Source organism: Pollutibacter soli (assembly GCA_029269725.1).
GTDB lineage: Bacteria > Bacteroidota > Bacteroidia > Chitinophagales > Chitinophagaceae > Pollutibacter > Pollutibacter soli.
In genome coordinates, this window is sequence record JARJHS010000002.1 from 807,070 (window position 1) to 822,702 (window position 15,633).

Below are 15,633 nucleotides of genomic sequence, written 5' to 3' on the forward strand. Positions count from 1 at the left end.
TATGTGGGCATTATGTAAAAAAGAGTTAAGACAGTTTTTTAGTAATCTGACGGGTTATATGGCGATTCTGCTTTTTCTGTTGCTGAATGGCCTTTTTCTTTTTGTTTTTCCGGAAACAAACCTGTTCGACTATGGGTACGCGACCATGGATAAATTTTTTGAACTCGCTCCCTGGGTGCTGCTTTTGCTGATACCTGCTATCACCATGCGGAGTTTCGCCGATGAGTTTAAAAGCGGAACTTTTGAAATACTTCAGACCCTTCCGCTGAGTCGGTTCCAGGTGATCTTTGGAAAGTATATTGCCGCACTGATCGTTGTTGTGATTGCTATCCTGCCGACATTTCTTTATGTGATCACCATCAATAAACTTTCAACAGGCGGCATCGACACCGGTGGAATTATGGGATCATATATCGGTCTTTTCTTTCTTGCGGCAGTGTTTACAGCGATTGGTGTTTTTTGCAGCAGCATTACTTCCAACCCGGTGGTTGCTTTTTTGCTGAGCGCGTTTTCCTGTTTTGTGATTTACTCAGCATTTTCAGCCATAAGTAATATACCAGCATTTCAATCCGGCCCTGGTTATTTCATCGAACTGTTAGGTATCGATTCACATTACCGCAGCATCAGCCGCGGTGTAATTGACAGCCGGGACATCGTATATTTTTTCAGCATGATTGTGTTATTCCTTTACCTGACATCCAAAAACCTATTGAAACGCTGAGTCATGTTGAAACAATTGCTAAATAAAAAATGGGGATGGCTGATACTGGTAGTGATACTTGTTGTTGTCAATATTCTTTTGTCATTCTTTCATTTCCGTGTTGATCTTACCGGGGAGAAAAGATATACCATTTCGAAACCGACAAATAACCTGATCAAAAATCTCGATGACGTTGTTGACATCACTGTTTTTCTTGACGGTGACATGCCCGCAGGTTTTCGCAAACTTGCCGGAAGTGCAGATGATATGCTTCAGTCATTTAAGGCAATTTCTCCGAATCTTGTCCGATACCGATTTATTCGTCCCGGTGAAGGGTTGGCAGATACTGCAAAAGCTGCTCTTTATGATTCGCTGCGCCGGATGGGCATCAACCCGACAAACGTAAAGGCACAAACGAAACAGGGAGAAGGAATGGAAGAGACGCTTGTTTTCCCGGGAGCCATTGTGAAATATGCGGACAGGGAAATTGGAATTGATTTTCTCCAGGGCCAGAGTAGCCTTGACGGAATCAATTCATTAAATAATGCGGAATCTCTTCTGGAATACAAGTTTGCTGATGCTATTCATAAGATCACTGCTGATACGATTCCGATGATTGCCTACCTCACAGGTAATGGAGAGCCGGTTGACTATCGGGTGTATGATCTTATTGAGAATGCACTCAGACCAAATTATGGATTCAGGATTCTGCCAATCGACAGTGTACCTGTAATACCGAATTTATTTAATGCCATATTGATCGTAAAACCAGTGCATCGCTTCAGTGAACAGCAAAAACTGAAAATTGATCAGTACATTATGAACGGGGGGAATGTCATCTGGGCAGTGGATAATCTATATGCAAGCCTGGACAGTTTACAACGTAGCCAGGGAGAGTTCATTGCGTTTGATATGGGTTTGAATCTGGAAGATCAACTCTTCAAATACGGAGTAAGAATCAACCAGGATCTTGTGCAGGATCTGCAAAGCGATAAAATCCCTTCTGTAATTGGTTCGATGGGCGATAAACCACAGATCGAAGTTCTTCCATGGCCTTATTTTCCGTTACTAAGAAATGTGTCTGGTAATGCTATTGCAAAAAACCTGGACTATGTACTGTCCCAGTTTCCGCAATCGATCGATACAGTTAAGGCGCCAGGGATTACAAAAACAATTTTACTCAGTACATCACCAGAATCGCGCATACTGCCTTCACCTGCGAAAGTGGAATGGGCAAGCATTCGCACACAGGATGACCTCAATACTTTCAATAAAGGAAATCTTCCGGTAGTTGTTTTGTTAGAAGGAAGGTTCCAATCCATATTCGCCAACCGCATTTCTTCTGCGATGGCAGATACCTTAGCGAGGCTTTATGGTACGCCATTCAAACCTATGGCCGATAAACCGGGAAAGATGATCGTGGCTGCTGATGGTGATCTGTTGCTGAATGCTGTCACGCAGAATGAAGGTCCTTTGCAAATGGGAATGAACAGTTATACCAAGCAACAATATGCTAACCGCGAGTTTTTGTTGAACTCCATTGAGGCCCTTGTGGATAATTCAGGAATACTTGAAACCAGGGCGAAAGATTATACACTCCGTTTGCTGGATAAAACAAAAGTGGAAGAGTCTAAAAACTACTGGCAGATATTAAATATCCTTGTGCCGGTCATTCTGATCATTATGGCTGTCGGGATTTACCAGTATATACGTCGTACAGCCTTTGCGCAGGTGCTGAAGTAGTATTATCCTTTCCTATCGTATCTTTGCCGGGTTTGAGTGAAACGGCCGTAAAACTCAGGCCAGATAAGCCATTGAAGATATGACTCCAGACCAGATAAGCTACCTCACTTTTATCGTCGTTATTATCGCTGCTCTCATTTTTGATCTTGGTCTGCTGAGTAAAAAGAACACTTCCATCAGCATCAAAAAGGCATTGTTTCAAACCATTTTCTGGGTGACTTTATCCCTTGCTTTCTGCGGGTTTTTATGGTTTGAAAAGTCGCCAATGGTAGCGACAAAATATTTTACCGCTTACCTGATGGAGTGGTCGCTGAGTATAGATAATATCTTTGTTTTCATACTGATCTTCACATATTTTAAGGTGAAAGAAAGTGATTCTGCCCGGGCATTGCTGATTGGAATTCTCCTGGCCATCGCTTTCAGGATATTGTTTATAGCGATCGGTATTGAACTGATAGAAAGAATTCACTGGATACTGTATGTATTTGGCGCATTCCTGATCTGGACAGGGTATAAATTATTCTTTCAGAAAGATGAAGCTGAATTTGACCCCGGTCAGACAAAGATCTACAGGTTCATGAAAAAATTTCTTCGTCTGTCGGAGACGGAACCCAATGGCCGGTATATCGTTGAACATCACGGCAAGATTTATTTCACCAATCTTTCTGTTGTTGTGCTGATGCTGGGTGCTGTAGATGTCGCTTTTGCGCTTGACTCGATTCCCACAGTAGTTTCGCTGGTTCGCGAAGATGCAAATGTTCCTTTTACGCAGGATGATATCCTTGTTATTTACTCTTCAAATGTTTTTGCCGTGTTGGGATTAAGATCATTGTTCTTCCTGCTGCGTGGCGCTGTAGATAAATTTGATTTCCTGCAGCAAGGTATTGCCATTGTTTTGGTGTTTATAGGTGTGAAAATGCTGATTGAATATTTCGGTATCAAAATTTCCATTTTTGTTTCACTCGGAGTTATCGTGTTATGCCTCGCCGGTTCAATTTTGTATTCGGTTAATCACAACCGGAAAAAAGCAATAAGAAGTAAAACCGGCGATGTGTAATAATCATGCCCAACTATTCCATCCATAAAATTGCAGTTGTTGTTCATGGAAAGGTTTCCGGATCGGAAAACGACTACGATGTTGAACATTTGCTGATCGATAGCAGAAAACTGGTGTTCCCCGCAACTTCTGCATTTTTCGCGATAAAAACGGAAAGGCGAAACGGTCACGATTTTATTCCAGATCTCTATGCTCGTGGCGTCAGGGTCTTTATTATAAGCGATGATTTTAAGGAGGATGAATTTTGCGATGCCGTTTTTGTTACTGTCAGGGACACCCTGAAAGCGTTGCAGGAGCTTGTTACCTGGCACCGGAAATTATTTGATATTCCTGTGATCGGAATAACAGGCAGCAATGGAAAAACCATTGTTAAGGAATGGCTCAATCATTTGCTTGAACCTGACCTGAAAATTATACGCAGTCCTAAAAGTTACAACTCCCAGGTAGGTGTTCCGTTGAGCGTGTGGCCTATGGATGAATCCGATCAGCTGGGCATTTTTGAAGCTGGTATTTCCCAGCATGGTGAGATGGAAAAACTCGAGAAAATTATTCGACCTACCATCGGAATTTTTACGAATATCGGCGAAGCGCATGATGAAGGATTCCGGAGTAAAGAAGAAAAACTGTTGCAGAAACTCACGCTGTTCAGGCATGCAGAAGTATTGATCTATTGTCGTGATCATCTGCTGGTGTATTCAGCATTAAACACTGTTGATCTGCCGATCACTTATTTTTCATGGGGACATTCGGAAGGAGTGAATCTGCAGATTCTTTCAATCGATCATCAATCGAAAGCTGCGATCATTTCCGGAAGATTCAATGAGCAGGAAATAAAAATCAGCATTCCTTTTACTGACGAAGCATCGGTAGAGAATGCGATCCATTGCTGGAGTTATATGCTCTATGCTGGTTATAAAAATGAATTGATTGCCGAACGCATGCTCACACTTCAACCTGTCGCAATGCGTCTTGAATTGAAAAAAGGCATCAACGGATGTTCATTGATCAATGATAGCTATAGCGCCGATTGGAATTCCCTTCAGATCGCCCTGGATTTTCTTGTTCGCCAGCAACAGGATACAGCAAAGACAGTGATTCTTTCTGATTTCGCGCAGACGGGTAAGGATGCTGAAAGTCTTTATCCGGATATTGCGGCAGTTCTCCGTCAAAAAGAAGTTACACGACTCGTAGGCATTGGTCCCGACATAAGCAGCTTTGCAAAGCATTTTGAGTATGCTGGTATCCGTTGCAGTTTTTTTCTGGATACACTTTCCTTTCTCGACCAGTTTCATCCTTCTGATTTCAGGGATGAAACGATTCTTTTGAAAGGAGCGAGAAGTTTTGAATTTGAACGCATCAGTAATATACTCGAGCAGCAGGTCCATCAAACGGTTTTGGAAATCAATCTTAATTCAATAACGCATAACCTTAAACGTTTTCAGCAGATCCTGCAACCGGATATAAAACTCATGGTCATGGTGAAAGCTTTTTCCTATGGCACCGGAAGCTATGAGATCGCTAATCTTTTGCAGTTTCACCACGTGGATTATCTCGCAGTAGCGTATACTGACGAAGGTGCTGAATTGAGAAAGGCGGGTATCAATCTGCCGATCATGGTCATGAACACCGACCAGGCGGCATATGAAACACTTACGAGATATGATCTGCAGCCGGAATTGTTTTCATTTGAGATGATGCGGAGTTTTGATTTCTGGCTGCGTGCACAAGCAATCCAGGATTATCCTGTGCATATCAAACTGGATACGGGGATGCATCGCCTTGGTTTTTCTCCTGGTGATATTGATCAGCTGGCGAATTTTATTTTACACACAAGATCATTCCGTGTACAATCGGTGTTTAGTCATCTGGTCGCTGGAGAAGATCCGGCAGAAGACGAATTTACTTTACACCAGTCCGGGCTATTCAACGAGGCATGTGACCGGCTGCAGTCAAAACTGCAATATTCATTTCTGAAACATATTGCCAATACGGCGACGATCAGGCGTTTTCCTGGATTGCAGATGGATATGGTACGACTTGGGATCGGGCTTTATGGCGTTGATCCCTCGCGTCCATTTCAGCATGAATTAAAGGAAGTGTCCACCCTGAAAACGACCATTGCGCAGATTCGTGATGTACCCGCCGGAGAAACAGTGGGCTATAACCGAAGAGGCAAAGTGCTGCGGGATTCAAAGATCGCCACCATAAGGATAGGGTATGCTGACGGCTATCCTCGTGCGCTGGGCAATGGTGCTGGTAAAGTATTGATCCGCGGAAAACTATTTCCGACGATCGGGAGTGTATGCATGGACATGACGATGATCGATATTACAGATGCTGTTGACGTTTCCGAGGGCATGGATGTGATTATTTTCGGAGAGAAACTGTCGGTATCAAGGTTGGCCCAATGGGCGGGCACCATCCCTTACGAACTGTTAACTGGAATTTCTCCCCGGGTGAGAAGGGTTTATTTTGAAGAATAGAATAAAATAAGTACCGTTTTTATCGTTAAAACCCTGTTAACCGGGGCCCGTTGGTGCTGGTTCACAAAGCGATTAACCCCGGTAAAGTCCTTATATTTGCTGTTCAAATTCCGAAGGAGTGAAATTAAAGCATGTATTCCTGCTTACTTTTCTGATTCTTTTAATTGACCAGGCCTTAAAGGTTTTTATAAAAACCAATTACTACCTTGGCCAGGAACATAATGTTATCACAGGTATTCCGTGGTTTAAAATGCACTTTATTGAAAATGAAGGCATGGCCTACGGATGGAAACTTGGCGGTGAATGGGGTAAGATGGTGCTCACCTTATTCAGGCTCGTTGCAGTGATATTCGGAACATTCTATCTCAAATACATCATCAGAAAAAAATACCACTACGGATTTATCATCTGCGCGACGTTGATTTATGCAGGTGCGATCGGTAACCTCATTGACAGTTTATTCTACGGACTTATTTTCGAGAACAGTGATCCTTATGTTCAGAATATTGCACACTCTTTCATGAATAAAGATTTTACCGGCGGATATGCTGGATTTCTGCATGGAAAAGTGGTTGACATGCTCTACTTCCCGATTATTACAGATGCAAAGTTCCCCAATTGGTTTCCGGTTTGGGGTGGTGAACAATTTGAATTCTTCCGACCCGTGTTTAACATTGCGGACGCATCGATTTCTCTGGGCGTACTGATGATTTTGATTTTTCAGAGAAGATTTTTCAATACGAAGGAACAAGCTGTTCATCCGACTGTTGAAACCAGCTCTACAGTAAATGATGAGGTACAGGTTTCCTGAGAAAATTCAGACCTTTCAAAAATTTACAGATGAAAAAATTACTCCTGCCGTTAGGGTTGATTTTTATTTTATCTGCATGCCAGAAGGAACTTAGTGTCGAAGATGGTACTCCGATCATACCTCCACCTGGAGGTACCGGTACCATCGGGAATAATTGCAAACTCCAGCAGATACTCGCGATCAATCCCGCTAACTCTGCGGGTCTTTATTCCATTTATACGCAATTCAATTCTGCAGGTGTCGCCACGAAAGTGGAAGGTTTCGATAGTACAACATCCACGATGGATTTTGAAGCATCATTCATTTATACAGGAGATACAATCAGGGTGAGTCCGGTAGAACTATTCCTGACAGATGCCCAGAAACGGGTAAAAGCTTTTCATACAGTTGATAATTCCGGTTCGGCAATTGATAGCGCTTATTTTGCATATGCCTATAACGGTGAAGGCTACCTTATAAGCAAAACTGCTTTTCTGGTGGGTATTCCCTTTCCGCTTGCAGTCTTCACATATACTTGGTCGGGAGGAAACCTGGTTGCTGTAAAAGCTGTTTCAAACCTTACAGGATCTGATCAGAAAGTATTCGAAGCGTCCCTAGAGTATGATGGTAATGCTGTTGCAAAAAATTTTATTCCCGTTTATCCTGATGGAATTGAATCTTCGTTATATATCATGGGCCTGAACATTGGAAAACCTTCCCGAAACCTGGTGAAGAAAGTTGTTGCTACGACCTACGATGAAAACGGAAATGTAGATAGTACGCTTACTTCTACTTACAGTGATTATAAATATTCCAGCGATGGTTATCTCATCGAATGGACAGTAGGCGGAGATTTGTTGGGTGGTTCTCCATTTTTTACAGGACGATCTGCGTTCAAGTATTATTGTCCATAATCTTACGGGTTATTTTTCCCGGGGATCACTTTTTAATAAGGGTAGCTTTTAGAAGATCTCTTTGATCATACTATCGGCAAGCGGTAGACGGGAAGCCGGCAAGGAAAGCCACTGGAAGAACGTTTTCTGATAAAATTTTGGATATGCACAATTCTCCAAAACCTACCAGCAGGAATTGATTAGTGTTGAGGCAGCTGAATTTTAAACATTTAACTTTCAACCTAAAACAAGTAAGGTAGCCACAATTGACAACTTTCACTTCCCCCACGAATCGCGATCAAGACTTCTGAACTGAATCGCTTCAGCAAGATCTTCGGGTTGTATTGCAGCATGGCCTGACAGATCAGCAATTGTTCTTGCCACTTTTAAAATACGATCATAAGCGCGGGCAGAAAGATTCAGCTTCTCCATCGATGACTTCAATAAACTATGACATGCAGTATTCAGTACACAAATATCCGTCAGCAATTTACTGGTCATTTGTGCATTTGCAAAAATGCCATCATGTTTTGAAAAGCGTAACAGTTGTTCATCTCTTGCTTTAATGACCCTGCTGCGAATCGACTCTGATTTTTCCTGGATACCGGTTGTAGTGAGTTCATTGAAATTAACAGGTGTCACTTCCACATGCAGGTCGATTCTGTCAAGCAACGGACCGGATACTTTGTTCAGGTATTTTTGTACAGCACCCGGGGGACATGTACATTCTTTTTCAGGATGGTTATAAAATCCACAGGGGCACGGATTCATTGATGCAACCAGCATGAAAGAAGCCGGAAAATCAACAGCAATTTTTGCGCGGCTGATGGTGACTTTTCTTTCTTCCATCGGTTGCCTCAATACTTCAAGAACTCCTCTGCCAACCAAAGCAACATCACTGATAGTATGATGCGGCGAACGAAACGGTCTTCGCGAAATCAACGAACTGTTTTCCGGGAGTTTTCCTGCAACACTATGGATACGGGTAGTTTCCAACGCTTCCTGTAAAGTGATTGGCGGAAGAATCGTCGGCAATCTCCTGGCAAGCATTGTTTTCCCCGCACCAGGCGGGCCAATGAGTATAACATTGTGCCCGCCTGCCGCGGCGATCTCCAGCGCCCTTTTAATATTTTCCTGACCTTTTACTTCACTGAAATCATTTTCAAACAACAACTGCTCATTAAAAAATAATTCGCGCGTGTTTATGGATAACGGTCGAAGTAAATGATCATCATTTTCAAAAAAATCAATAACCTCTCTGATATGTCCGACGCCAAATACTTTCAGGTTGTTGACCATTGCTGCTTCTTTCGCATTGGCCTGTGGTACAATCAGTCCCTGGAATTTGTCTTTGCGTGCCTGGATGGCAATCGGCAGGGCTCCTCTGATGGGTCGAACGTCGCCATTAAGACTCAGTTCACCCATCATGAGATAATCCTGCAGTTTTTCCCAGCACTTGATCTGTTCAGATGCACCCAGCACACCGATCGCGATTGGCAAATCAAACGCGGTTCCGCTTTTCTTCACATCCGCCGGCGCCAGGTTAACCGTAATCTTCGTACGGGGCATTTCATAGCTATTGGTTTTTATTGCACTCTCTACTCTTTGCAAACTTTCTTTTACAGCAACATCCGGCAGTCCGACAATATAATAATGAGCTCCCTGTTTGTTCCAGTTGACTTCAACCGTAATTGTCATAGCCTCCACTCCAAATACTGCGCTGCCAAATGTTTTTACTAGCATGGTTTGAAGGTAAATCGCCGGGGATGCGATTCCATGTGTGATTGACCAGAATCGGAGGAGAATAAAACATTGTTAATGTGAGGTTTTTCGGGGAGGCGGGAGGCAGTAGTGAGGAGGCAGGACAGAACAGCCGGCGTAAAATAATCCAGTGTTTATGCAGAGGCAGCAGGCAACAGATATTACACAGTGAAGTTGATTATTTACTAATTACTGTTTCTTTAGGGGTTGTATAGTTGCCTTTTTCAAGTAATGATCCTTCTTTTAAAATGTGAACCGTTTGTATTGCAGAGATAACGCATGCGTTGTCTCTGCAATACAAACCAGTATAAAAAACTTTTTTAGAAACTATCGGCCCTTACAAAATAGAACTCTGCTAAACCCTTCACACTAAATCTCCTGCCTCCATTCTCCTGCCTATAATCTTTCCAGCAGCTCCACCACCTTCTCCCTCTTCAAAATCAAATACCCGATGCGATCATTACTGATTCCTTCCTTCAACTGATAACTGAACACCAGCTGATCATCCACCGTCTTTGTTTCAAAAAACCGGAAACTGATATTGGGATATTCTTTTAACTCTTCGCCGATTTCGTACAGGTGAGTAGAGAGTATAAACAATGCATGATTGATCTTGATCAAACCACGGATAACCGTAGACGAACATTTCATGGCGTCCTGGATATTGGTTCCCTTGAATAATTCATCAATGAGTACGAGCCAGCGCTTTCCATCATTAATGCGCAGCACCGTGTTTTTTATTCGTTGTACTTCATTGAAAAAATAACTTTCACCTTTGGCTATATTGTCTACCACATTGATATTACTCAGGATCCCATCGAACAAAGTCATCTTCATTGATTTCGCAGGTACACCCATTCCTGTGTGAGCTAGAAAAACTGCAAGCCCCACCGATTTGATGAATGTGCTTTTACCGGCCATATTCGCCCCTGTGAGAAAAATAAAATTTGAACTCGGATTCATGTCGATATCGTATGAAACAGGATTATCCAGAAGTAAATGGTATAAACCTTTCGCTTCAAAGAAAGGATCTTCCTGCTCTGTGACTTCGGGGAAATGCAGATCATAATGGCGCACAGCATAAGCCATAGAATACCATGCATCGAGCTGACTGAAAATCTGTATCAGATCCATCGCATGCTGGCGAAAAGTAGCATGGAAAAACTGTCCATAGTAAACAGTTTCACGTATCGAAAAATTCTTATTGTCAGCCCGGTTAACCAGTTCCGTTATCTGCTGATGCTTCAGCAGTATTCTGATTTTTGAAAGCAGCGTTTCCAGTTTAGCAGGCACGTTTACTTCGCGGAACAATTCTACAATTTTCTGAAGTCCTTTGATAAAGTCTGCAAAATGAGTCAATGAGAAACGTGCAAGCGAGAAATCCGGTGAATGGAGCAGACGATAGAGATAACTGTTCATCTGGTCAGCAGAGCGGGGAAGAGGATCAAGATTGTAATCCAGAAATCTTTCAATGACCAGCAATGTTCCGTTGGTGATTTGCTCGGGCCAGCTGTTGATTTTCTCCCCCATCAGCCTCAGTATATCCTGCGTGGATTTTATCTGGTACAACTGGTGAAAAGGATCTTTAAAATAGCGGATCAGCCAATCCTTTCCTCCTGAAGTGCGGGTGAAATTGAGTTTGTGAAAAACCGAAAATTCTTCTTCCGGATGAAAAATAGACAGGTCGGTATAGGAAGTAGCATCAATCTGCATTGTTCTTCAGCTTTACAGGATTACCGGTTAAAATTTAAGCGCATACCACGATAAGATTCATCGAAACCATTTTTTCCATACACCGGGTAGCCGTTAACGAAAGTATATTCTATGCTCGCCGGAAACTGAAATCCTTCCAATGGACTCCATCCACATTTGTAGAGGATGTTTTCCTTTGTAACCGATGTAGTCTTATCAAGATCAGCGATTACCAGGTCGGCAAAATATCCTTCCCGGATAAAGCCACGTTCTTTTATCTGGAAACATTTCGCGACTGCGTGACTCATTTTCTCAACAATTTTTTCAAGGCTGATTTTACCCTGTTTATGATAGTACAGCATTAACGGAAGTGAGTGCTGTATCAATGGCAGCCCGGAATGTGCTTTCTCGTATGGTGGTTGTTTTTCAGCCATGGTATGAGGAGCATGATCTGTAGCGATAATATCCAATCTGTCATCGAGCAGTGCTTCCCAAAGTGCCTCTTTATTTTCAGGCGCTTTTATTGCGGGATTGCATTTGATCAGGTAGCCCAGTTTCGCATAATCATCTGCTGTGAAATGCAAATGATGTACACAGACTTCCGATGTGATTCTTTTTTCTTCCAGCGGCAGCATATTGGTAAACAGCTGCAATTCCTTTGCCGTGCTTATATGGAGAATGTGAAGGCGGGTATTGTTCTGTTTCGCCAGTTGAATAGCCGAAAATGAACTTTCAAAACAGGCATCCGCGTTTCGGATTACCGGATGGTCCGATGGTTCAAGATTCTCTTTCCTTTCTTTTAAAGACTGGTAATTGGTTTTAATGATTTTTTCGTCTTCACAATGCGTGGCAATCAATACTTCACTTTCACGAAACAATTTCCCGAGAGAAAGATAATTGTCGACAAGCATATTCCCGGTGGATGAACCCATGAAAATTTTAATCCCGCATACGATATCCTTTTTTTCATTTGTTCGTAAAGCTTCGTCGGTATTCTCGTTGGAGGTTCCCATGAAGAAAGAGAAGTTTGCCAGCGAGGTATTCGAAGCAATGGTGTACTTTTCTTCAAGCAGGTCTTGCGTAAGCGCCGGTGGATTGGTGTTCGGCATTTCCATAAAACTGGTAACACCACCAGCCACACCAGCTTTGGCTTCCGTATAAATATTTGCTTTATGTGTGAGGCCCGGTTCGCGGAAATGAACCTGATCGTCGATTACCCCTGGCAGCAGGTATTTCCCTTCGCCATTGATCTCAATGGCATTGCTATCAGACATCATGCCTGCCACTTTTTCAATTCTTCCATCTTTAATCAATACATCACCTTCAGTAATACTTCCCTCGTTTACGATGCGGATATTCTTAATAATATATTTTTGCATAACTTGACTCATTAGTAAAATCCATTAACCAGATGCAAATTATCAAATCGATTGTAAGACACCTTGTTTTTATCCTTCCTTTATATGCATCTTCTCAATCCGTATATCTTCAGCAGGGCTCAAAAGAAAATATACTGATGGAAAGGCTGGAGATAAAATCCGGCGGCGACAGTATACTCAATTTTAATTTCTTAAAGCCGTTTAACCGTAGATGGTGGGTAAGGGCTCTTGAAAATATCAATATTGATTCCACAGATATACGCCTGAGCAAGGTAGACAAGTATAATATTTTCCGCTCAAAGCTCAACAATCTTGAATGGGTGACTGGGGATAAAGAAATTTACAAAAGCAAAAAAGATCTCTGGAACACATTTTATAAAACTCCTGCCAACCTGGTGGAAGTTGATAATCCTGACTTCTTTCTTTCGGTAAATCCTGTATTGAATTTGTCGGTGATTGGCGACAGCAGGAGCGATGAAGTGGGTTTTGTCAATTCCCGCGGTATTGTGGCGAGAATGTTGATTGCCAAACGCATTGGTTTATACACCTATCTCACCGAAAACCAGGAACGCGCACCGGTTTTCGTTCAGGAGAGGATCAACCAGTTTCGTGCGGTACCTGGTGCAGGATTTTACAAACCGTTTAAAACAACCGGGGTCGACTATTTTGACGGTCGCGGTTATATCACTTTCAATGCTGCTAAATTTCTTGATGTACAATTCGGCTACGACAAAGTTTTCTTAGGGAGCGGGTATCGCAGTTTATACCTGAGTGATTATGCCAATAGCCATCTTTTCCTTAACCTCAATCTCAGGGTCTGGAAATTGAATTATGTAAGTAAAACAGTTCAGTTAACGGCACAGTATAAACGAGGAAGCACCGATTCGTTATTTCCTAAAAAATACGCAACTATACATCACATCAGTTACAGCGGCCCGAAATGGCTTACCGTTGGAATTTTCGAAGGAGTTGTTTGGGATAGATTGAATGATTTTGAATTTGCATATCTCAACCCGATCATTTTCCTGAGGCCAATGGAACAGAACCTGGGCAGTGGCGATAATGCGTTTGTAGGTTTTGATATTAAAACCACTTTATTCAAAAGACTGCAACTATATACACAGGTGATGTTTGATGAGTTTAAACTGAGCGAAATAAAAAAGAACGATGGTTGGTGGGCCAATAAATGGGCCTGGCAGATGGGCGCAAAATATATAGATGCCTTCGGCATAAACAATCTTGATCTGCAGGCGGAAATGAATCTCGTTCGTCCGTTTACTTATGCGCATAACGACACCATCGCGAACTATACTCACTATAACCAGCCAATGGCGCATCCATTGATGTCCAATATCCAGGAGTTTGTTGCCATTGCGCGATATCAGCCATGGCCAAAATGGTATGCGCAGGTACGAATGAATTTCTGGAAGTCGGGGACGGATACAGCAGGTGTGAATTTTGGTAACAATATTTTCCGCGATACCGATACACGTCCGATGGATTATGGTTTCAATTTCGGATCAGCAAAATCACAGAAATGGATGAACACGAATTTCTGGCTGGCATACGAGCTGATGGAAAACTTCTTTATTGAGGGCAATCTGTATTTCAGAAAAGGAAGCAATACCGATATGAATACGATTGCTTCATTTGGCATCCGGTGGAATATGCAGCGGAGAGAATACGATTATTAAGGATGAAGGACGAGGGTCGAAGGACGAATCGAACGAGTGTTCAGCGGAAATATAATTACTATTTTCAATGAATTTAATGGTTCAGATGCTTCCCAAAACCTGATGAATGAAGATGAGCAAACCAATAATTGATGTTGCTCCCGATTGTGGTAATTCCCCGAGGAGAAAATTTATCAAGGAATTTAATACTGCGATAGCTTCTGGAGACTCTGAAACAATTTCAAGATCGGTGTCACCGCAAACAGTTTTCCAGATTGCCGGAAAGAAGGAAATAATCGGGGCTGAAAAAATCCTGAAGGCATTTGAAAAGACCCCGATGTGGAAGTTGAAGCGACTTTCCATTGAAACTATTATCACTCATGGCCGTGACGCATCCTCCAGTGGCTCATTCATATCAACCAGAGATGAATTTTTTGCATACAGTCAGGTATTCAAATTTAACAGTGCTGGCGGATCCCAAATAAAATCAGTCCGGATCTATTTGATTAAGCTGAAGAAAAATCAGAGTTAGAATTCTTCGTCTTGTATTCGTGTTATTATGAACACCACCTAAAAGCTAACCAATGGCAAAGAAATTCTTAATCGCCTTCACGATATCCCTGGTATTGCTATTCGCTTTAGCTCCTATAGGGGCTTACAGTCACGCCGTAAAACTCATTGTCTCTTTCCTCGCTTATTTCGGGCTGGTAGTTTTACTCACCAGGAAGATGCCTGGAGTCCGTAAATTCAATATGGTTTTGGGAGTGATGTTCCCACCGCTGATATTCTTTCTGTTCCTGAATGTGTATCAATTTTCGGAATCAGATATGTCGTTTCCGTCAGGTTTATTTGCAGTTCTAGGAGTGATTGCCGGGGGTTTAACGTCAATAAAAAACCGTGCATTGGGATACGCTTTAATCAGTCTCCTGCTTGCTTCATCGATTTTTATGTCAACACGAGGTTATGAGATGTGGTTGAACAAATTGAATTTTGGTTACTTTACTCCCCGCGTCCTCGAAACATTACCTCAGTTTACTTTATTGAAAATACCAGGTCAATCGGACTTTTCCAGGCAGGATTTTCATGGAAAACTTACTGTATTGGATTTCTGGAATACTTCCTGTGGAATTTGTTTTAGAAAATTTCCGATCCTTGATTCATTGAATAAAAAATACAAAAATTCAGGAGTAAGTTTTTATTCTGTGAATGTTCCCATCAAAGATGAACACGAACCCAAGTCCGAAAGTATGATTACAAAATTCAACTACAGCTTTGGAAATCTTTTTTTAACCGAGAAGAGATTTGGTGATTCGTTTAACATCAAATTTTTTCCGACTACTCTTGTGGTTAATGAAAAAGAGGAGATAATCTATCGAGGAAATATCGACGAGCTCGATGCAAACCTGGGAGATATGATTTTGAAATAAATCGATGAAAAGACATTTCCTGCGGAGATAACGCA

The 15,633-nt window shown here is 42.1% G+C and carries 12 protein-coding genes; 9 read left to right on the forward strand and 3 right to left on the reverse strand.

The features are described from left to right. The first annotated feature begins 1 nt into the window (after position 1). The 6 genes from gldF to P2W82_RS07970 all read left to right on the forward strand — a co-directional run bounded on the left by gldF (position 2) and on the right by P2W82_RS07970 (position 7,687). Positions 2–721, forward strand: a complete 720-nt coding sequence (gene gldF / locus P2W82_RS07945) for a gliding motility-associated ABC transporter permease subunit GldF (RefSeq protein ID WP_336515327.1) — start codon at positions 2–4, stop codon at positions 719–721. Positions 722–724: 3 nt separating this feature from the next. After that, a complete protein-coding gene (gldG, locus tag P2W82_RS07950; RefSeq protein WP_336515328.1) occupies positions 725–2,443 on the forward strand; it encodes a gliding motility-associated ABC transporter substrate-binding protein GldG in 1,719 nt (572 codons plus the stop codon). A gap of 79 nt (positions 2,444–2,522) precedes the next feature. Beyond that, positions 2,523–3,500 (forward strand): TerC/Alx family metal homeostasis membrane protein, encoded by a 978-nt coding sequence (locus P2W82_RS07955; protein ID WP_336515329.1) that lies wholly within the window; start codon positions 2,523–2,525, stop codon positions 3,498–3,500. Between the two features lie 5 nt (positions 3,501–3,505). Continuing rightward, positions 3,506–5,983, forward strand: coding sequence for a bifunctional UDP-N-acetylmuramoyl-tripeptide:D-alanyl-D-alanine ligase/alanine racemase (locus P2W82_RS07960; RefSeq protein WP_336515330.1), 2,478 nt, complete (start codon positions 3,506–3,508; stop codon positions 5,981–5,983). 118 nt (positions 5,984–6,101) lie between these two features. Then, positions 6,102–6,794 carry a lipoprotein signal peptidase gene (locus P2W82_RS07965; RefSeq protein WP_336515331.1) on the forward strand — a complete coding sequence of 231 codons (693 nt, stop codon included), beginning with the start codon at positions 6,102–6,104 and terminating at the stop codon, positions 6,792–6,794. 29 nt (positions 6,795–6,823) lie between these two features. Beyond that, positions 6,824–7,687, forward strand: coding sequence for a hypothetical protein (locus P2W82_RS07970; RefSeq protein WP_336515332.1), 864 nt, complete (start codon positions 6,824–6,826; stop codon positions 7,685–7,687). A gap of 255 nt (positions 7,688–7,942) precedes the next feature. Here P2W82_RS07970 and P2W82_RS07975 read toward each other — a convergent pair whose 3' ends face one another. The 3 genes from P2W82_RS07975 to P2W82_RS07985 form a co-directional block, all read right to left on the reverse strand. Next, on the reverse strand, positions 7,943–9,409 hold the full coding sequence (locus P2W82_RS07975) for a YifB family Mg chelatase-like AAA ATPase (RefSeq protein WP_336515333.1): 1,467 nt from the start codon (positions 9,407–9,409) through the stop codon (positions 7,943–7,945). Positions 9,410–9,823: 414 nt separating this feature from the next. Continuing rightward, positions 9,824–11,140: a MutS-related protein gene (locus P2W82_RS07980; RefSeq protein ID WP_336515334.1), complete on the reverse strand. Its 1,317-nt coding sequence runs from the start codon at positions 11,138–11,140 to the stop codon at positions 9,824–9,826. A 20-nt stretch (positions 11,141–11,160) separates the two neighbouring features. Further along, positions 11,161–12,498 (reverse strand): dihydroorotase, encoded by a 1,338-nt coding sequence (locus P2W82_RS07985; protein WP_336515335.1) that lies wholly within the window; start codon positions 12,496–12,498, stop codon positions 11,161–11,163. A gap of 32 nt (positions 12,499–12,530) precedes the next feature. On the opposite strand from P2W82_RS07985, the gene P2W82_RS07990 reads away from it, so the two are divergent. The 3 genes from P2W82_RS07990 (at position 12,531) to P2W82_RS08000 (ending at position 15,598) form a co-directional block, all read left to right on the forward strand. Further along, positions 12,531–14,192, forward strand: coding sequence for a hypothetical protein (locus P2W82_RS07990; RefSeq protein WP_336515336.1), 1,662 nt, complete (start codon positions 12,531–12,533; stop codon positions 14,190–14,192). A gap of 112 nt (positions 14,193–14,304) precedes the next feature. After that, positions 14,305–14,703 (forward strand): hypothetical protein, encoded by a 399-nt coding sequence (locus tag P2W82_RS07995; RefSeq protein WP_336515337.1) that lies wholly within the window; start codon positions 14,305–14,307, stop codon positions 14,701–14,703. Positions 14,704–14,755: 52 nt separating this feature from the next. Continuing rightward, complete coding sequence (locus P2W82_RS08000; protein ID WP_336515338.1) at positions 14,756–15,598, forward strand: TlpA family protein disulfide reductase; 843 nt, start codon at positions 14,756–14,758, stop codon at positions 15,596–15,598. The last annotated feature ends 35 nt before the right edge of the window (positions 15,599–15,633 follow it).